Below are 18350 nucleotides of genomic sequence, written 5' to 3'. Positions count from 1 at the left end.
CATGAAACTCACCGTCATCGGAGGGGGATCCACCTACACCCCCGAACTCACGGACGGGTTCTCTCGACTCCGCGACGTGCTGCCGATCGACGAGCTCTGGCTCGTGGATCCGGACGACCGGCGCCGGGAGCTGGTCGCCGGGGTCTCCCGGCGGATGTTCGCACGTGCGGGGCATCCGGGACGGATCCGCGCGACCGCGGATCTCGTCGAGGGCGTCGCCGACGCGGATGTGGTGCTGATCCAGCTGCGCATCGGCGGCCAGGCGGCCCGGCTCGGCGACGAGACCTGGCCGCACGAGGCGTGCTGCATCGGGCAGGAGACCACGGGTCCCGGTGGGCTCGCCAAGGCGCTGCGCACCGTTCCCGTGGTGCTCGAGGTCGCGGAGGTCGTGCGCCGGCACGCGAAGCCCGACGCCTGGATCGTCGACTTCACGAACCCGGTCGGAATCGTCACGCGGGCCCTGCTCGAGGAGGGCCATCGCGCGATCGGCCTGTGCAACGTGGCGATCGGCTTCCAGCGCCGCTTCGCGCGCATGCTCGACGCGGATCCGGCCCGCGTGCGCCTCGAGCACGTCGGCCTCAATCACCTCACCTGGGAGCGCGGCGTGCTGCTGGACGGCGCCGATGCGCTGCCGGAGATGCTGCGGGACCGCCTGCCCGAGCTCGCGGACGAGGTCGAGCTGCCGGCGCCGCTGCTGCGGAACCTCGCGATGGTGCCGTCGTACTACCTCCGCTACTACTACGCGCACGACCGCGTCTTCGAGGAGCAGCGGCACGAGCAGCCGCGCGCGGAGAAGGTCATGGAGGTGGAGCAGGAGCTGCTGCGGCTCTACGCGGATCCGACCGTCGACTCCAAGCCCGCGATCCTCGCCGAGCGCGGCGGCGCGTTCTACTCCGAGGCCGCGGTGGATCTCATCGCCTCGCTGCAGAGCGACCGCGGAGACGTGCAGGTCGCGAACCTGCGCAATGACGGCACGCTGCCGTTCCTTCCCGACGACCACGTCATCGAGGTGTCGGCCACGATCGGCGCGGCCGGTCCCGTCGCCGTGCCCGTGGCTCCGCTGCCTGCCGATGTGCAGGGGCTGATCGGCCACGTCGCGGGCTACGAGCGGCTCGCCCTCGACGCCGCGCGGCACACCGGATCCGCTGCGCGGGGCCGGGAGCTCGTCGAGCGCGCTCTGCTCGTGCACCCGCTCGTCGGCCAGTGGGACCGGGCCGAGAAGCTCGCGGACCTCCTGCTCGCGAACAATCGGGACCACCTGGCATGGGCGCGATGAGCGGCACGGCCGTGCGCGCCGGACGGGAGCACCCCACGGCGTCCGCCCGGGGCATCGTGGTCGCGATCGACGGCGGCGGGACCAAGACCGACGCCATCGCGCTCGATGAGACGGGGGCGGTCGTGGCGCACGTGCGGCTCGGCCCCTCGGATGTGCACCCGGGCCGTGAGGGAGCGTCGGTCTCCGTCGTCGACGAGGCCGTGCAGCGGGTGCGCACGGAGGCCGGAGGGGCGCCGCTGCTGAGGGTGGGCGTGTTCCTCTCCGGCCTCGACCACGAGGCGGAGGTCGCGGCCTACCGGGCGCGGATCCTCCCGCTGCCGTGGTTCCGCGGCGACGACGACGTGGACGCGCATCTGGAGAACGACACGTTCGCACTGCTGCGCACAGGCACGCTCGCCCCGGACGCCGTCGCGGTCGTCTGCGGCACGGGCCTCAACGCGATCGGCGTGCGCGCCGACGGCGCCACGGCCCGCTTCCTCGCGTGGGGCGCGGTCTCGGGCGACTGGGGCGGGGGCACCGATCTCGGCACCGAGGCGCTGCGCCTCGCCGCGCGGGCCCTGGACGGCCGCGGCCCCGCGACCGTGCTGACCACCCTGATCCCGCCGCGCATCGGCCGACCGGACCTCGCCACGCTCATCGAGGACGTGCACTTCGGACGCCTTCCCGAGGAGCGGCTGTCGGAGCTCGTGCCGGCCGTCTTCGTGGCCGCCGCCGAGGGCGATGCCGTGGCCTGCGCGCTGGTGCGGCGCCAGGCCGGCGAGATCGTCGGGATGGCGGCGAGCGCCGCGCGCCGCCTCGGCCTCGAAAGCGCGCGGATCCCGGTCGTGCTCGGCGGCGGAATGATCGCCGCTCGTCTCCCGCTGCTGCTCGACGATGTGCGGCGGGGGCTCGCGGAGCATCTCCCGAACGCCGTGCCGACGGTCGTCGACGCGCGGCCCGTCGTGGGCGCCGGCCTGGCGCTGCTCGAGCAGCGCGGCGCGTCGGACGCCGTGCTGCGCCGCGCCCGCACCGCGATCGAGCGCACCGTGGCCGCCTGACGGCCGCGCGCTCGCCGGCGCTCGCGCGCCGGATGCTCCCGTCGCGAAAGAAGCCGGAAAACGGGCCGGAAAGCGGCACTCTTCGCGACGGGAGCGGATCCCGGGGCGCCCCAGGGAGCTACGGCGGTTCGGCGGCACCCACCGGGGGTGCCACCCGGGGCCCACGGCATCCTGCAACATCCGGGAAACACGAGATGCGTACACTCGGGGACGCCACAAGCACGCACTCCCCCGAAGGACCCACCATGTCCGGTACGCCGTCATCCGCGCCCATCACCGTCTCGATCCGCCGCGAGGTCGATCCCGCCCGCATCGCCGAGGCCACGGCCTGGGTGCAGACGGGGGTGAACCTTGCGAGCTCTCACCCCGGCTTCCTCGGATCCGGCTGGGTGCGCGACGGCGCGGACTCGCACCACTGGCACATGCTCTACCGCTTCGCGGACGAGGCGGCCCTCGATGCGTGGGAGGCGTCGAGGGAGCGCGCGTGGTGGCTGTCGATGGGCGAAGGCTTCGTGCGCAGCGAGCGCACCCGCCGGCGGACCGGGATCGAGGGCTGGTTCGACGAGCCATCGACCGAGACGATCTCGGTGCCCTCCTCGACCGGCACGACCACGGTCATGGTCGCGCCCTCGCCGCCGCGCTGGAAGCAGGCGGTGTCGATCTGGCTCGGCTTCTTCCCGGTGAACCTGGTCTTCACCTACCTGATGAGCCCCGTGCCCGGCTGGAACGGCCTGCCGATCTGGCTGCGCGTACTTGCGACCACCGTCGTCCTGACGCCGATCATGACGTACTGGGTGCTGCCCTGGGTGACCCGCGCGATCCGCCCCTGGCTGAACCGCTGACCTCAGCGCCAGAAATACAGGACGACCACCATTCCGCAGGACGGATCCAGGCGGATCCTCCTGCGGAATGACAATGGTCCTGTAGACGTGCGGGGCGGTCAGGCGCGCTCCGGTCAGACCTCGATGTGCCTCTCGTCGACGCCGTCGTAGGCCGAGAGCGGGCGGATCAGGGCGTTCGATGCGGCCTGCTCCATGACGTGGGCCGTCCAGCCCGTGACCCGCGACGCCACGAACAGCGGCGTGAAGGTCAGCGTGTCGAAGCCGATGAGGTTGTACGCCGGCCCCGACGGATAGTCGAGGTTCGGGTGGATCCCCTTGCGGGCGACGAACTCGTCCGCAAGCGTCGTGTACAGCGCCTCGACGTCCGGGCGGTCGTAGTGCTCCACGAGCGTGTCGAGCGCCGCCTTCATCGTCGGCACCCGGGAGTCGCCGTTCTTGTAGACGCGGTGCCCGAAGCCCATGATCTTGCGCTTCTCGGCGAGCGCCGTGTCCAGCCAGGCGTTCACGTTCGACGCCTCACCGATCTCGTCGAAGATGTGCAGCACCGCCTCGTTCGCGCCGCCGTGCAGCGGTCCCTTGAGCGCGCCGATCGCTCCGACCACCGCGGAGTACAGGTCGCTCAGCGTCGAGGTGATGACGCGCGCCGTGAAGGTCGACGCGTTGAAGGAGTGCTCCGCGTACAGGATCATCGAGCGGTTGAACGCATCGACGACGACCGGATCCGGCTCGGTGCCGAAGGTCATCCAGAGGAAGTTCGCGGAGTAGTCCAGGTCGTCGCGCGGGGCGACGATGTCCTCGCCGCGGCGGCGGCGCTGCCCGTAGGCGACGATCGCCGGGAGCGCGGCGAACAGCCGGATGCTGCGCTCGAGGTTCTGCTCCGGGGTGCCGCTCGCGTCGAGGACGGATCCGGATCCGACCGCGTCCGAGGCGCCGAGCAGGCTGACCGCCGTGCGGATCTCGTCCATCGGATGCGCGTCGACCGGCACCAGGTCGATCGCGGCCTTGACGTTGGCGGCGAGCGCGCGGTGCTCGCGCTCGGTCGCGCGCAGGGCCGCGAGCTGGTCGGCGCGGGGCAGCTCGCCGTTCCAGAGCAGGTAGGCGACGGCTTCGAAAGGCTGGGTCGCCGCGAGCTCCTGCACGGGGTAGCCGCGGTAGAGCAGGCTGTTGGTCTCGGGGTTGACCTTCGAGATCGCCGTCGTGTCGACGACGACGCCCGCGAGGCCCTTCTTGATGTCGGGGTCGCTCATGGTGCTGCTCCTTTGCAATTCACGTGGTCGTCGAGCGTCCGTCGTCTCGTCGCTGCGCTCCTCGCTCAGGAACCCTCTATCGGTCCCTGAGCGCCCTTCGACAGGCTCAGGATCCGCTTTGGCGAGACGAAGGGCGCTCAACGCCCGGTGGTGTCGATCGTGAAGTTGAAGACGTTCGTGTCGAAGTGGTTGTACGACTCGTAGTCGATGAGGTCGTACAGATCCGCCCGGTGCTGCATCTCGCCGAGCGCGGAGGTCAGACTCCCCTCCTCGTTCAGCGTATCCAGCGCACGCCCTGCCGCCCCCATCGCGATCCGGAGCATCGAGACCGGCCAGATCACGATGCTCACGCCGGCGCTGCGCAGCTGCTCGGTCGTGAACAGCTCGCTCTTGCCGAACTCCGTCATGTTCGCGAGGATCGGCACGTCGAGCTCCGAGGCCATCCGCTCGAACTCGGCGAGCGTGCGCATCGCCTCGGGGAAGATCGCGTCCGCGCCGGCGTCGACGAGGGCCTTGGCCCTGTCGACCACGGCGTCCATGCCCTCCACCGCGCGGATGTCGGTGCGCGCCATGATGAGGAAGTTCGGATCCCGCCGGGCGTCGACCGCGGCCCTGATGCGCTTGGTCGCCGTGGACTCGTCGACCACGGCCTTGCCGTCGAGGTGCCCGCAGCGCTTGGGGTTGATCTGGTCCTCGATGTGGGTGCCGGCGAGGCCCGCATCCTCGAGCGTCTGGATCGTGCGGGCCACGTTCATGGGCTCGCCGAAGCCGGTGTCGGCGTCGATGATGGCCGGCAGGTCGGTCATCCGGGCGATCTGCTGCCCCCGCCCCGCCACCTCGGTGAGAGTGGTGAGGCCGATGTCGGGCAGGCCCAGATCCGCCGACAGCACGGCGCCCGAGATGTAGACGCCGTCGAAGCCCTTGCGCTCGATGAGCCGGGCGGAGAGCGGATTGAACGCGCCGGGGAAGCGCAGCAGTTCGCCCGCGGCGAGCCGCTCGCGAAGGATCCGCCGCTTCTCCGCGGCCGGTGTGGTGGCGTACAGCATCAGTCTCTCCTCAGCTCTTCTCAGTTCTTCCTCGGGCCGGCGCCGTGACCGTGTCCCACTTTTGGTTCGGAATCTGCGGGATTCCGAACCAGAACTGGGACATCACAGCGCCGAAAACGGGACACGGTCGGTCAGAACAGGCCCTTGGGGGCCGGCGCGGTCGCGAGCACGCCGGGGGCGGCGACGATCGAGAGCTCGGCGACCTCGGCGGCGGTGAGCTCGGGCAGCCGCTGCACGAGGGCGAGGAAGCGCTCGATCTCGGCCGGCTCGAGCACCGGCTCCGCGAGGATCCGGAACTTGCGGATGTAGTCCTCGCGCGCGAACGGCCGCGCCCCCAGCGGGTGCGCATCGGCCACGGCGATCTCGTCCGTCACCGTCTCGCCGTTCGTCAGGCGGATCTCGACGCGTCCGCCGAACGCCTTCTCGGCCGGGTCGATCGAGTGGTAGCGACGGGTCCACTCCTCATCCTCGGCGGTGGTGACCTTGTGCCAGAGGGCGACCGTGTCCTCGCGCTGGGCGCGCTCGGGCGCGTAGGAGTCGACGTGGTGCCAGGTGCCGTCCTGCAGAGCCACGGCGAAGATGTAGGGGATCGAGTGGTCGAGCGTCTCGCGGGACGCGTGCGGGTCGTACTTCTGCGGGTCGTTCGCGCCGGATCCGATCACGTAGTGCGTGTGGTGGCTGGTGTGGATCACGATCGACTCGATGTCGGCCCACTCATCCGGTCCCTGAGCCTGTCGAAGGGCCGGGCGCTCGTTGTGCAGCTTCCGGGCGAGGTCGATCCAGGCCTGCGCCTGGTACTCCGCGGAATGCTCCTTCGTGTAGGTGTCGAGGATCGCGCGCTTGGCCTCGCCGGTCACGGGCAGCGGCACGTCGTACGACGCGTCGGGCCCGTCCAGCATCCAGGCGACGACGCCGTCCTCGCCCTCGTAGATCGGGCTCGGCGAGGTCTCGCCGCGCATCGCCCGGTCGACGGCCTCGACCGCCATCTTGCCGGCGAAGGCGGGGGCGTGCGCCTTCCACGTGGAGATCTCGCCCTTGCGGCTCTGCCGCGTGGCGGTGGTGGTGTGCAGCGCCTGCCCGACGGCCTGGTAGATCGTCTCGACGTCGAGGCCGAGCAGGGTGCCGATGCCGGCGGCGGCGGAGGGACCGAGGTGCGCGACGTGGTCGATCTTGTGCGCGTGCAGGCTGATCGCCTTCACCAGGTCGACCTGGATCTCGTAGCCGGTCGCGATGCCGCGGACGAGCGCGCGACCATCGGAGCCCACGTGCTGGGCCACGGCGAGGATCGGCGGGATGTTGTCGCCGGGGTGCGAGTACTCGGCGGCGAGGAAGGTGTCGTGGTAGTCGAGCTCGCGCACGGCGACGCCGTTCGCCCACGCCGCCCACTCGGGGCTCGTGCGACGCTCCAGCGCGCAGCCGAAGACCGTCGATCCGGATCCGTTCACCGAGACCGGGTGGTCCAGCGCCTGCTGACGGGCCGCGCTGACGGGGGCGCGGGTCAGCGAGGCGGCCGCGACGGACGCGTTGTCGATCACGCGGTTGATGATCATGTCGACGACGTCGGCGTCGACCTCGACCGGGTCGGCCGCGATCTCGGCGATGCGCCAGGCGAGCTGCCCCTCGCGCGGGAGCTGCTCGTCGCTGCGGTGCACGCGGAGGTGGTGGGTGACGGTCATGCTCTGGCCTTCTTTCCGGACGGGGTCGTGGTAGGTCCTTCGTCTCGCCGCACGGTTCCTGAGCGAGCGAAGCGAGACGAAGGACGCTCGGGATCCGCACCGGTCAGCGAGTCGAGGATGCTCGCGAGCGCGTTGTGCAGGTGGACGTGGGTGGCGTGCGCGGCGAGGTCGCCGTCTCCGGATCCGATCGCCTCGGCGATCAGCCGGTGCTCGCCGGCGCTCGCGGCGAGGCGCGCCGGCTTGTCGCGCGCCATCCGGCGCACGCGCACGAGGTGGGTGCGCACGGTGCGCAGCGCGGCCGTGAGGTAGTCGTTGCCGACGGCCGCGTCGAGCGCCTCGTCGAAACGCGCGATGAGCGCGTAGTACTGCGCGCGCCCCTCCTCGTCTCCGAGCGCCTCCGCGGCGTCGGCGAAGCGGGCGGCGAGGTCTGTGAACTCCGCGCGGCCGTCCGCGGACGCGGCGGCGCGCGCGGTGGTCTCCTCGAGCGCGCGGCGCAGCGCGAACAGGTCGCGGATGTCGTCGGCATCGATCGCGGCGACCACCGTGATGCGCGGCGAGAGCTGCTCGACGAGCCCGTCCGCCGTCAGTCGACGCAGCGCCTCACGCAGCGGAGTGCGGCTCACGCCGAGTCGCTCGGCCTGCTCGACCTCGGCGAGCACGGTGCCGGCGGCGAGGGATCCGGACTGGATCTCCTCGAGCAGCGCACGGTAGGCGAACTCCCCTGCGCGCATCCCCTCGGCGACGATGGTCATGACGCCAGTGTATACACAAAGGCGACTGATCGGCGCTGCTTTCCTAGATGCGCGCTATTTCGTATACATAAGTCAGCCGAGAACCCCGGCCGGCTCCGGAACCGCATCGGGATCCACCTCGTCGACGACGGGCTCCCCGAGCTTCACCAGCACCACGCCGACGAGCACGAGCGCGCCTCCGAACGCCTGCAGCAGATCGGGCAGCTGCCCGAGGAACAGCCAGCCGAACAGCAGCGCAGCGATCACCTCGGAGAGCGCCACGAAGGACGCGAAGCGCGATCCCAGCCTCCGCGTCGACACGATGCCGAGCACGTAGGCGAGCGCCGTCGCGATCACCCCGACCGCGAGCACCGGCACGAACCACGGCAGCGTTCCGAACCGGTAGGCGACGTCGTGGGTGTTCCAGGCCATCGGCAGGATCCCGGTCGCGCCGGCGACGGTCAGGCCGATCGACCCGATCAGCAGGCCGAGTCCGGCGAGGGCGATCGGCGGCAGCCCGGTGTCGCTGCGCCCGGAGAGCAGGAAGTAGGTCGCGGCGCCCACCATCGCGCCGAGCGCCCACAGGACTCCCACCGGGTCGATCCGGGAGCCGGTGAAGATCTCCAGCATGAACACGAGTCCGATGAATGCGACGACGGCGCCGATCATGCCTCGCACGCCGGGGCGCTCCCCGCGCCGGAGCCAGAGCCAGAGCACGACCGCGATCGGCGCCGTGTATTCGATGAGGAGCGCGAGGCCGACGTCCATGACGGCGACGGCCTGGAAGAAGCACAGCTGCGCAGCCGTGACCGCGAGCAGCCCGTACACGACGATCATCCCGGCGCGCTTCCGGACGATCCCCCAGCGGCCGCGCAGCGCGAGCAGCGTCGGCACGAGCAGGACGAGCGCGGCGACCCACATGCGGACCGTGACGGCGGCACCGGGGCTCCACCCCGCGTCCATGAGACCGCGGGCCCAAGCTCCGCTCATCCCGAAGGAGAGCGCCGCGCCGAGGGCGAAGACCAGTCCGGAACGCATGCCGACGGCGCGCGTGTCATTCGCCACTGTGCTCATGACATGTGACGCTACTCGGCGAGGATGTAAGGTGTCAACATGATCTTCACCGATGACACCGAGGAGACCCTCCGGGCCGCCGTGTGGCTCGTGAACTCGGCAGAGGATCCCGACACGCTCACCTCTCTGAGCGATGAGGCGGAGTTCCTGGGGCAGTTCGGCTACACCGGACGGCTCGATCGCGACGAGGCCGAGCTGGCGGGACTGCGAGGGATCCGCTCACAGCTGCGCACGATGCTGCTCGCGCCGCGCGACGACATGGCCGTCGCCGTCAACGAGGCGCTCGCCGGCATCTCCCTGACACCCCGCCTCGCCCGGCACGGCCCGCTGGACTGGCACCTGCACGCGGTCGCCGACGATCACCCGCTGCCCGAGCGCGTGATCGTGGAGACGGCGATGGCGCTGATCGACGTGATCCGCGCCGAGGAGGGATCCCGGATCTCGGTCTGCGCCGACGACACCTGCGAAGCCCTCGCGCTCGACCTCTCCCGCAACCGCTCCAAGCGCTACTGCTCCACGGTCTGCGCCAACCGCAACGCCGTCGCCGCCTACCGCGCCCGTCGCGCCGAGGCGTAGCCCGCGGCTCAGCTCGCTCCGCTCCCGGTTCCGCGCCCGACTCCAGTTCCGGGTCGTCCCCGTCAGCGCACCCCATAGCGTCCACTGGCGGGGACGACTCTGTTGCGGGAGCACCCCACATCCGGGTCGTCCCCGCGAGCGCACCCCAGGGCGTCCGCTGACGGGGACGACCGCATTGTGGGAGCACCCCTGTCCGGGTCGTCCCCGCGAGCGCACCCCACTCCACTCCAGTTCCGGGTCGTCCCCGTCAGCGCATCCCACCGGGACTCCTCGAGAAGCAGAGCCGCCCGCGCTGCTACTTGCCCATGCCGAGCGTGAGCCCCTCGGTGAGACGGCGGCCCAGCCACAGGTAGATCGCGAGCATAGGCAGCACCACGATGCACAGGCCGGCGAACAGTCCACCCCAGTCGGCACCGGAGTAGGTCTGCTGTTGAATGAACGAGATCAGCGCCACCGGCAGGGTGTACTTGTCCGTCGACTGCAGCAGTGTGAGCGCCAGCAGCGTCTCGTTCCAGTGCGAGATGACCTGCAGCACGAACGCAGTCAGGATGCCGCCCTTCGCGAGCGGCAGCGTGATCCGCCAGAAGGTGCCGAAGGCGGAGGTCCCGTCCAGCGCGGCGGCCTCTTCGAGCTCCTGGGGGAGGGAGCGGAAGAATGCGATGAGCAGGAACACGGTGAATGGCATGGAGACGCCGACGTAGACGATGTTGAGGCCGATCAGACTGTCGGTCAGATACACCTCGTTGAGCATCACGAACAGCGGGATGAGGATCACCTGCACCGGGATCCCCAGCCCGAGTACGAAGTACATCGTGAGCGCGTTCGTGAATCGGTTCTCCACGCGGCCGAGGTAGTAGGCGGCAGGCGCCGCGATCGCGACCGTCACGAACGAGGAGACCAGGGTGGTGCTGACGCTGTTGAGCGTCGCCGTGGCGAAATCGCCCGCGGTCCAGGCGGTGACGAAGTTCACGGGGTCGAGCGACGTGGGCATCCCCCAGGGGTCGCTCAGGATCGAACGGGTGTCGCGGAACGCCTGGATCACCATCCAGACCATCCAGGCGATGTTCAGGGCGACGAAGGCCCACAGCAGCACCAGCCCGATCCCGCGCAGCACGCCGCGCTCGCGCCCGATCGCCGCGCCCCGGCGACGCGGTCGGTCGGATCGGCCGGTCACGACCGCACGGGTGCTGGTCTCCTCCCGGAGCAGCAGGGCAGAGGTCATCAGGGACTCCTAGATCTCGATCGCGTCGCGCTTCATCACGCGGCGCAGCAGGACGACGAGCACGGACACCAGGGCGAGCGACAGGATCGCACTGGCGCTGGCCATGCCGTATGCGGGGATGGACTCCCCGGAGAACGCCGTCACGTATGTGTAGACGGCCGTGCTCCAGGTGCGCGTGGGCGGGATCCCCTGGCCGGTGGAGCCGCCGAAGATCCAGATGATCTCGAAGATCTTCACCGAGGAGATCGTCCAGAGCACCGCGCAGGTGCCGAACACGTCCCAGGTCAGCGGCAGGATCACGTAGCGCAGCCGCTGGAACGCGTTCGCGCCGGCGAGGGCGCAGTCCTCGTAGTAGTAGGGCGGGATCCGGTCGACGCCGGCCATCAGGATGGTCGTGTAATAGCCGGTGGTGATCCAGGTGAGCATCACCATGATCAGCGGGAACAGGTTCTCCGTCGCGAGCCAGGCCGGTGGATCCGTCACGCCGGCCCAGCCCAGGAGCGTGTTCACGAGCCCGCCGGGGTTCAGCACGAACCCGGCGAGCACGCCGAAGATCATGGCGTTCACGAGATGCGGGAAGAAGATCACGGAACGGGCGATCTTGCGTCCGACCATGTCGCGCAGCACCAGGGTGAGGCCGAACGAGACCACGAAGACGGCGATGCCGACCACGAACAGCAGCAGCAGCGTGTTGCCGAACGACTGCAGGAACAGCTTGTCCCCGAACAGCTTCACGTAGTTGCCGACGCCGACGAACTCCATCGGCCCCGCGCCCGCCCACTTGTGGAAGCTGATCCAGATCGCGTAGACCGACGGACCGACGAACAGCACCGAGTAGAACAGGAGGGCCGGGCCCACGAAGGGGACGAAGAGCCTCTTGCGCGCGTTGTCGATGGCGTTGCCGCCGACGCGGGGCGCGCGACGCGCGCCCCGGCCGGCGGACACCCCGGGCATCGCTGCCGTCTGGGTCATGAGTTCTGCTTCCAGTAGTCGGCCTGTCCCGACTTCATCGCGGCGATGAAGTCGGTCGCGGAGAGCTTGCCCTGCACGAGCTGGTCGATGGTCGGATAGAGCAGCTTCTCGGCGTAGCCGGGGAAGGCGATCCCATCGTTCTGCACGTAGAAACCGTCCGCCGTGTCCAGCGCCTTCTTCACCGACGCGACCTCAGGACTGATGGTCGCGTCCGCGCGAATCGGCAGGATCTTCGCGTCCGTGCCGAGCGCGTCCTGGTACTTCTTCTTCAGGAAGAACGCGGCGAATTTCTGAGCGTTCTCGGCGTTCTTGGCCTTGGCCGGCACCGCGAACCCGATGAAGTCGGCACGCGAGACCTGTTTGCCGCCGTCGACCGTCGGGAACGGGAACGACGAGTACTGGAAGCCGCTCGCCGCGTACGAGGCCGTCTCGGTGGGGATCCAGGTGCCGTTGTACAGCAGTGCGGCCTTGTTGTCGGCCCAGGACTGCTGCTGCGCCGGCCACTTGCTCGCGTTGTAGCCGGAGATGAAGTACCCGCCGTCCACGAGCTGCTGCACCATCGTCGCCGCCTTGACGGCGTCGGATCCCTCCCACGCCTTGCCGGTCTTGTCCTCGGCGATCTTCTTCATCGCTCCGGGACCGGCGATGTGCACGAGCGCCGACGTGTACCAGTAGGCGTTGTAGCCGGAGACGTCGCCATCGATCGCGAGCGGCACCTGGTTCGCGGCTTTGAGCGTGTCGAGCTCCGCGACGAAGTCGTTCCAGTCCTTCGGCGGAGCCGACGCGAGTTCGGGGTGCGTCTCGGCGTTGAACCAGATGGCATCGCTGGTGAGCGTGTACGGAAGCATCCACGGCGACTTGTCGCCCTTGCGGATGATGTCGGTGTCGGCCAGATAGGCCTCGGGGATCAAGGCGGAGACCTTCTTGCCGTCGACGTCGCCACCGTATGCGGCGGTCAGCTCCTTCGCCTGCCCGCTCGTCGCGAGGACGGGGGCGAGCTTGGCGAACGAGCTGTCGATGAGGTCGGGGACATTGTTGGTGTTCAGCGTCGGGACGACTTTCTTCACGCTGTCCCGCCCCTGCCACTGCACGGTGACCTTGATGCCGGTCTCCTTGGTGAAGTCGGCGATCGCGGTGGCGAGCACCTTCTGCTGCGCCTCGCCCTCCTTCCACATCGACCAGTACGTGAGCGTTCCCCCCGAGTTCGACCCACCACCCGCACCGGATGCGCATCCGGCGGCGGAGAGCGCGAGCGCGCCGATCAGAGCGAGGGCTGAGAGCTTTCGGATCTTCGCCATCGGATTTCCTTCCGTCTGAGAGGCATCGTCGCCTGTGTCGCACGACTCTCGCCCCACCCGAAAGAAGCATTCAAGGAGTAATCGTGAATTTGTCTCTCCATTACTCCCCGATGGTCGGACCTGTCCGACGAAGTACCCTCATCAGCACGCAAGGAATCGCCTAATACGTCTTTATTCCTCACTTTCCGGGGAACAGAATCAGAGAAGTACGACGGAGGGATCGTGATGGCCGGAAAGCGCGGGGCGCCTGTGCGCGATGCGGAATCGCGGGGATTGAAGTTCGAGATCCTCGCCGATCAGCTGCGCCGCGGCATCCTCGCCGGCACCTGGACCGCGGGGCAGAAGCTCCCGACCGAGCAGGAGCTGGCCAAAGAGAGCGGGTTGTCGCTGACCACTGTGCGGCGCGCGTTCGACGAGCTCGTCGCCGAGCGGATCGTCGTGCGACGGCAGGGCGCGGGCAGCTTCGTCGCCCATGCCCGACCGCGCGAGGAGCGCGCCCGACGCCGGATCGGGGTGCTGCTGCCCGACACCCAGCTCTACTATCCGCGGGTGCTGCAGGGCATCGACGAGTCGCTGTCCGCGGCCGGCGCCTCCCTGCAGCTGGCCACCTATCGCTACCAGCCCGAGCGCGAGGACGAGTCCATCGCGTCGCTCCTCGACGCCGACGTCGACGGGCTCCTGCTCGCACCCACCCTCACCGGGATCGAGGACCCGCTCGCCCGTTCTCGGGAGCTCATGGCGCTGCCGGTGCCGGTCGTGCTCGTGGAGCGCAGCCTGCACGGCATCGGCCCCGCCGACACCACGGAGCACGTCTGCTCGGACCACGCCGGCGGCGCATACGACGCGGTCGCGCACCTCGCCCGCCTCGGGCACACCCGCATCGCGCTGCTCACGCGTTCGCGCACGGTCACCGAGTTCGGGGTCGTACAGGGGTATCGCAGCGCGATCGCCGACCTCGGGCTCACCCCGGAGCTGGAGTTCTCGCAGGCGAAGACCGACTGGGAGGCCGACTCCGCCGAGACCGCGTTCCGTGCGCTGCGCGCCTTCGAGGCGACCGCGGCGCTCGTGTTCGGCGATCGTGAGGCAGCCATGCTCGAGGGCGCCGCACGCCGCGGCGGTGTCCGCGTGCCCGACGGTCTCGCCCTGGTCTCGTACGACGACGAGTTCGCCGACCTGGCCGAGGTCCCGCTGACCGCGGTTGCCCCGCCGAAGTACCGCATCGGCCGGATGGCGGCCGACGTCATGCTGCGTCGCCTCGTCGAGGGCGACGAGTGCCCGCTGCACCAGATCAGACTCCGCCCGCGCATCGTGATCCGCCGATCCTGCGGCACGGGCGACCGACACGACGAACACTGAGGAGAACACGTGCGCATCGGATTGATCGGAGCCGGAGCGGTCGCCCCTTTCCACATCACGGCAGCATCCGTGCTGGACGGGATCGAGCTGACCGCGGTCTGCGACATCGACGAGCAGGCCGCCCGGCGTGCCACGGCCGGCACGAGAGCCGCCGTGTTCACCGATCATCGCCGGATGCTGGACGCCGGCGTCGTCGACGCGGTCATAGTGAACACTCCGCACGCGCTGCACCTGCCGATCGCCGAGGATGCGGCGAGCGCAGGTGCGCATATGTTGGTCGAGAAGCCGATGGCCACGAGCGTCGCCGACTGCGACCGGATGATCGCGGCGTGCCGGACCGCCGGCGTCGCCTTGACCGTGGGGCACATCCAGCATTTCCTCCCCGAGAAGGTGGCGGCCGCTCGCGTGATCGCGTCGGGCGAGCTCGGCGAGGTCCGTTTGATCCGCGACAACCGCAGCACCGATTACCGGCCCGGATCCCGTTCGGCGTGGTTCTTCTCCCCCGAGATCGCCGGCGGCGGCGCGCTGATCAACATCGGCGGTCATTGCCTGGATCGATCGCTTTGGCTGGGCGGAGGCCGAGCGGTCGAGATGCTGGCCGACACGGCGAACCGCTTCGGATCCCTGGTCGAGACCGACGGCAACATGCAGCTGCGCCTCGACAACGGCGTGGGGGTGACGATCTCAGTCATCAGCGACCCTGCCACGCGGGGCGACAGCATGACGATCGTGTGCGAACGGGGCGTGATCGAGGTCGACCCGCACCGGGGCACGGTCGTGCACGCCGACGGGCGATCCCGCATCGAGCACGCCGTCGACCCCGCGGGGATCCAGCAAGCCTTCACGGCACAGCTCGCCGACCTCGCGGCGGTCGTCGCGGGCGGCGCCCCCACCGTGCCGCTCGCGCACGCCCGGCATGTGGTGGAGCTGGTGCACGCGGCGTACCGGTCGGCTGCGGACGGCGCGAGCGTGTCGTTCTCCCGGGCGGGCGCGATCGCATGAGCCGGAAGAACCTCGTCCTGATCGTGAGCGACGATCAGGGTCCGTGGGCGCTCGGCGCCGCCGGCAACCATGAGATCCGCACCCCGGTGCTCGACGGTCTCGCCGACCGCGGCGTCCGCCTCGACCGCTTCTTCTGCGCCTCGCCTGTGTGCTCCCCCGCCCGGGCCTCGCTGCTCACCGGCCGGATCCCCTCCGCGCACGGCGTGCACGACTACCTCGACGGTGCACACGCGGGGGCGGGCAGCCGCGACCACCTGCGGGGCCTGCCGACGCTGACGGACGCACTCGCCGACGCCGGCTACCGGCTCGGGCTGAGCGGCAAGTGGCACCTGGGAGCGAGCGACATGCCGCGGCGCGGCTTCGTGCACTGGTACGCCCTGCACGGCGGCGGCAGTCCGTACCGCGACGCCATCATGTACCGCGACGGCGAGCCCGAGCACGTCACCGGCTATCTCACCGACGTCATCGCCGACGATGCAGCCGGCTTCATCGATGCCGAGCAGGATCACGACGCCCCGTTCTTCCTGGCGCTCAATTTCACTGCCCCGCACAAGCCGTTCGCCGGGCAGCATCCCGACGAGTTCACGGATATGTACCAGGACTGCGCATTCGACACCTGCCCGCAGGAGCAACCGCACGAGTGGCTGCAGACCCTCGACGGCGCTCCGATCGGCGGCGAGGCCGACGCCCGCGAGGCGCTGATCGGCTACTTCGCGGCCGTCACGGCGATGGACGCCGCGATCGGTCGGGTGCTCGAACGCCTCCGCGTGCACGGCATCGAGGACGACACGATCGTCGTGTTCCTCAGCGACAACGGCTTCAACTGCGGCCAGCACGGCTTCTGGGGCAAGGGCAACGGCACCTTCCCGATGAACATGTACGACGAGTCGGTCATGGTCCCGTTCGTCATCGCGGCTCCCGGGCTCCTGCCGTCCGGTGCCGTGCGCGACGAGCTGCTGAGCGCCTACGACCTGTCGGCGACGCTGCTCGATCTGCTCGGACTGGATCCGGCGCCGTTCGAGGAGGGGCCCGGCCGCAGCTTCGCCAGGGCGCTGCACGGTGAGGTTGCGACCGAGCCCGAGCGGCCCGTCGTCGTGCACAGCGAGTACGGGCCGGTGCGGATGATCCGCACCTCAGAGCGCAAGTACGTGCACCGGCATCCGTACGGTCCGCACGAGTTCTACGACCTCGCCGCGGATCCCGGCGAGCGGCGCAACCTCGTCGGGGATCCGGCGCGCGCCGACGAGGTCGCGGCGCTGCGGGGCCGGATGCGGGCGTGGTTCGTGGAGCACGCGGTCCCCGACCTGGACGGCCAGGGGCTGCCGGTGTTCGGCGCCGGTCAGACCCGCCCCCTGAACGACGATCCGCTGGGCGCGTTCGCCGCGCCCGGCTGGGACGGCGCCTGATCCTCAGGTGGTGACGGCAGGGTACGCCGCCAGCAGCGCGGTACGGCCCTCCCAGGCATCCCCCGCCTCCGCGAGCTCAGCGATGAGCGCGGCGGCGAAGCAGCGGGCAGCGGGGGCGTCCGGCACGCTCCGCAGCTCGAACGGATCCGCGACGAGGTCGAAGAACTGCAGGCCCAGGCTGCCCCCGGGGTTCCAGGTCGCCACGAGCTTGCCCTCGGGGGTGCGCCATCCGCGCGCGCTGCTCGGATCCGTCCGGGAGGCGTGCCGGAGGTAGAGCGTCGCGTCGTCCGCGGCGGGGATCTCGCGGCCGCGCAGGGCCTCGGCACGGTCGCGGCCGACCATCCGCGGATCCGTCGTCGAGACGCCCGCGAGCCCCAGGATCGTGGGTGCGAAGTCGAGCGAGTCGACCACGGCTTCGGAGGATCCGGCGGGCACGAGACCGGGCGCGTGCACGATGAGCGGCAGTCGCATGGACTCCTCGTAAGCCACGTTCTTGTACAGCAGACCGTGGCTGCCGAGCTGCATCCCGTGGTCGGAGGTGAACAGGATCACCGTCGGGCGGTCGTCGTCGAGCGCGGCCACGGCGGCGGCCAGGCGTCCGACCTGCTCGTCGACGCCGGTGATCGCGGCGAAGTAGTCCCGGGCGATCGTTGCGGCCTCGGCGGCGACCGCGGTGCCGTGCGGCACGTTGGGTCGGTTGAGCAGGGTCCGCTCGTCGAGATCGGTGTACGCGGCGCGATACCGTTCCGGCACCTGATCGAAGGGCTGATGCGGCGGGTTCAGCGACACCATCAACGCGAACGGCTCCGACCCACCCGCCGCGAGGTAGCCCAGCGCGACGTCCGTCTCGTGTTCGGCCGACCACTGCTCGACGTCGATGCGCTGGTCCCGCCCGGCTTCCGTGGTCCAGTAGTGCGGGGCGAGGTGACGGTCCGCGGCCCCGTAGGAGTACCAGAAGTCGAAGCCGAAGCGCCGGGCCGGCGGCGACCACGCGTCCCACACCTTGCCGTCGTCGCGGCGCCCCTCCCCGAACCGCTCGTCATCGGCGACCGGCGGCTCGAGGTGCCACTTGCCGATGTAGCCGGTGCGCCAGCCGTGCGCGCGCAACTCGCTCGCCCAGGTCGGCAGACCGTCCCGAAGCCCCACCCCGTCCTGCGCAGTCTCGGAGTTGACGTTCAGCGTCACCCCGTTCACCTCGGGCCTCATGCCGGTGAGGAACATCGCACGGTGCGGACTGCACACCGGATAGGAGCTCACAGCCTGGCGCACCAGGATCCCCTCGGCCGCGAGCCGATCGAGATGCGGTGTCCGCACCGGATCGGATCCGACGGCGCCGAGCGAAGCCGCGCGGAACTGATCGGCCATGACGACGAGGATGTTGGGACGATGCGGCACGCGGCCTCCAGGCGTTCGGGATCGCGGCCAGTCAACGGGACGGCGGCAAGAGGAATCAACACCCTTTCCCTCGGCGCACCTCTCCCGCCCCGCCCGCTCGCCCACCTTCCGAGTCGTCCCCATGAGCGCACCCCACAGCCTCCGCTCTCGGGGACGACTCGGAAGGTGGCGCACCCCACGTCCGGGTCGTCCCC

The 18350-nt window shown here is 70.1% G+C and carries 16 protein-coding genes; 7 read left to right on the top strand and 9 right to left on the bottom strand.

Features of this window, described 5'->3' with window-relative positions; all coding sequences use genetic code 11:
• Position 1 precedes the first annotated feature (1 nt).
• The 3 genes from CQ044_RS16865 to CQ044_RS16855 all read left to right on the top strand — a co-directional run bounded on the left by CQ044_RS16865 (position 2) and on the right by CQ044_RS16855 (position 3155).
• Positions 2-1276 carry a 6-phospho-beta-glucosidase gene (locus tag CQ044_RS16865; protein ID WP_105689538.1) on the top strand — a complete coding sequence of 425 codons (1275 nt, stop codon included), beginning with the start codon at positions 2-4 and terminating at the stop codon, positions 1274-1276.
• Entirely contained in the window at positions 1273-2313 is a 1041-nt protein-coding gene (locus tag CQ044_RS16860) for an N-acetylglucosamine kinase (protein WP_105689567.1), read from the top strand. The genes CQ044_RS16865 and CQ044_RS16860 overlap by 4 nt, the downstream gene beginning before the upstream one ends.
• A gap of 245 nt (positions 2314-2558) precedes the next feature.
• Positions 2559-3155 (top strand): antibiotic biosynthesis monooxygenase, encoded by a 597-nt coding sequence (locus tag CQ044_RS16855; protein WP_105689537.1) that lies wholly within the window; start codon positions 2559-2561, stop codon positions 3153-3155.
• Positions 3156-3268: 113 nt separating this feature from the next.
• Here CQ044_RS16855 and CQ044_RS16850 read toward each other — a convergent pair whose 3' ends face one another.
• The 5 genes from CQ044_RS16850 to CQ044_RS16830 all read right to left on the bottom strand — a co-directional run bounded on the left by CQ044_RS16850 (position 3269) and on the right by CQ044_RS16830 (position 8929).
• On the bottom strand, positions 3269-4402 hold the full coding sequence (locus CQ044_RS16850) for a bifunctional 2-methylcitrate synthase/citrate synthase (protein ID WP_105689536.1): 1134 nt from the start codon (positions 4400-4402) through the stop codon (positions 3269-3271).
• Positions 4403-4539: 137 nt separating this feature from the next.
• Positions 4540-5448 carry a methylisocitrate lyase gene (gene prpB / locus CQ044_RS16845; RefSeq protein ID WP_105689535.1) on the bottom strand — a complete coding sequence of 303 codons (909 nt, stop codon included), beginning with the start codon at positions 5446-5448 and terminating at the stop codon, positions 4540-4542.
• Positions 5449-5579: 131 nt separating this feature from the next.
• A complete protein-coding gene (locus tag CQ044_RS16840) occupies positions 5580-7124 on the bottom strand; it encodes an MmgE/PrpD family protein (RefSeq protein ID WP_105689534.1) in 1545 nt (514 codons plus the stop codon).
• Positions 7121-7855: a GntR family transcriptional regulator gene (locus CQ044_RS16835; RefSeq protein ID WP_105689566.1), complete on the bottom strand. Its 735-nt coding sequence runs from the start codon at positions 7853-7855 to the stop codon at positions 7121-7123. The genes CQ044_RS16840 and CQ044_RS16835 overlap by 4 nt, the downstream gene beginning before the upstream one ends.
• A gap of 93 nt (positions 7856-7948) precedes the next feature.
• On the bottom strand, positions 7949-8929 hold the full coding sequence (locus CQ044_RS16830; protein ID WP_105689533.1) for a DMT family transporter: 981 nt from the start codon (positions 8927-8929) through the stop codon (positions 7949-7951).
• A gap of 39 nt (positions 8930-8968) precedes the next feature.
• On the opposite strand from CQ044_RS16830, the gene CQ044_RS16825 reads away from it, so the two are divergent.
• Entirely contained in the window at positions 8969-9505 is a 537-nt protein-coding gene (locus CQ044_RS16825; RefSeq protein WP_105689532.1) for a CGNR zinc finger domain-containing protein, read from the top strand.
• 295 nt (positions 9506-9800) lie between these two features.
• On the opposite strand, the gene CQ044_RS16820 is transcribed toward CQ044_RS16825, so the two are convergent.
• From CQ044_RS16820 to CQ044_RS16810, 3 genes are read right to left on the bottom strand one after another with little or no spacing between them, the layout of a single operon-like run.
• Positions 9801-10727: a carbohydrate ABC transporter permease gene (locus CQ044_RS16820; protein WP_105689531.1), complete on the bottom strand. Its 927-nt coding sequence runs from the start codon at positions 10725-10727 to the stop codon at positions 9801-9803.
• A 9-nt stretch (positions 10728-10736) separates the two neighbouring features.
• Positions 10737-11699, bottom strand: a complete 963-nt coding sequence (locus CQ044_RS16815; RefSeq protein WP_105689530.1) for a carbohydrate ABC transporter permease — start codon at positions 11697-11699, stop codon at positions 10737-10739.
• Positions 11696-12997 (bottom strand): ABC transporter substrate-binding protein, encoded by a 1302-nt coding sequence (locus CQ044_RS16810; RefSeq protein WP_105689529.1) that lies wholly within the window; start codon positions 12995-12997, stop codon positions 11696-11698. Before CQ044_RS16810 ends, CQ044_RS16815 begins: the two co-directional genes overlap by 4 nt.
• Positions 12998-13222: 225 nt before the next feature.
• On the opposite strand from CQ044_RS16810, the gene CQ044_RS16805 reads away from it, so the two are divergent.
• The 3 genes from CQ044_RS16805 to CQ044_RS16795 are packed head-to-tail and all read left to right on the top strand — an operon-like array spanning position 13223 to position 16761.
• A complete protein-coding gene (locus CQ044_RS16805; RefSeq protein ID WP_105689528.1) occupies positions 13223-14353 on the top strand; it encodes a substrate-binding domain-containing protein in 1131 nt (376 codons plus the stop codon).
• Between the two features lie 9 nt (positions 14354-14362).
• Entirely contained in the window at positions 14363-15355 is a 993-nt protein-coding gene (locus tag CQ044_RS16800; RefSeq protein ID WP_105689527.1) for a Gfo/Idh/MocA family protein, read from the top strand.
• On the top strand, positions 15352-16761 hold the full coding sequence (locus CQ044_RS16795) for a sulfatase (protein ID WP_105689526.1): 1410 nt from the start codon (positions 15352-15354) through the stop codon (positions 16759-16761). Before CQ044_RS16800 ends, CQ044_RS16795 begins: the two co-directional genes overlap by 4 nt.
• 3 nt (positions 16762-16764) lie before the next feature.
• Here the strand turns inward: CQ044_RS16795 and CQ044_RS16790 are convergent, their stop codons facing one another.
• Positions 16765-18279: a sulfatase gene (locus CQ044_RS16790; RefSeq protein ID WP_105689525.1), complete on the bottom strand. Its 1515-nt coding sequence runs from the start codon at positions 18277-18279 to the stop codon at positions 16765-16767.
• Between the last annotated feature and the right edge of the window lie 71 nt (positions 18280-18350).

This window comes from Microbacterium sp. MYb64 (assembly GCF_002979495.1).
In the GTDB taxonomy this organism is placed as follows: domain Bacteria; phylum Actinomycetota; class Actinomycetes; order Actinomycetales; family Microbacteriaceae; genus Microbacterium; species Microbacterium azadirachtae_A.
This window is presented reverse-complemented; position numbering and strand designations above follow the sequence as displayed.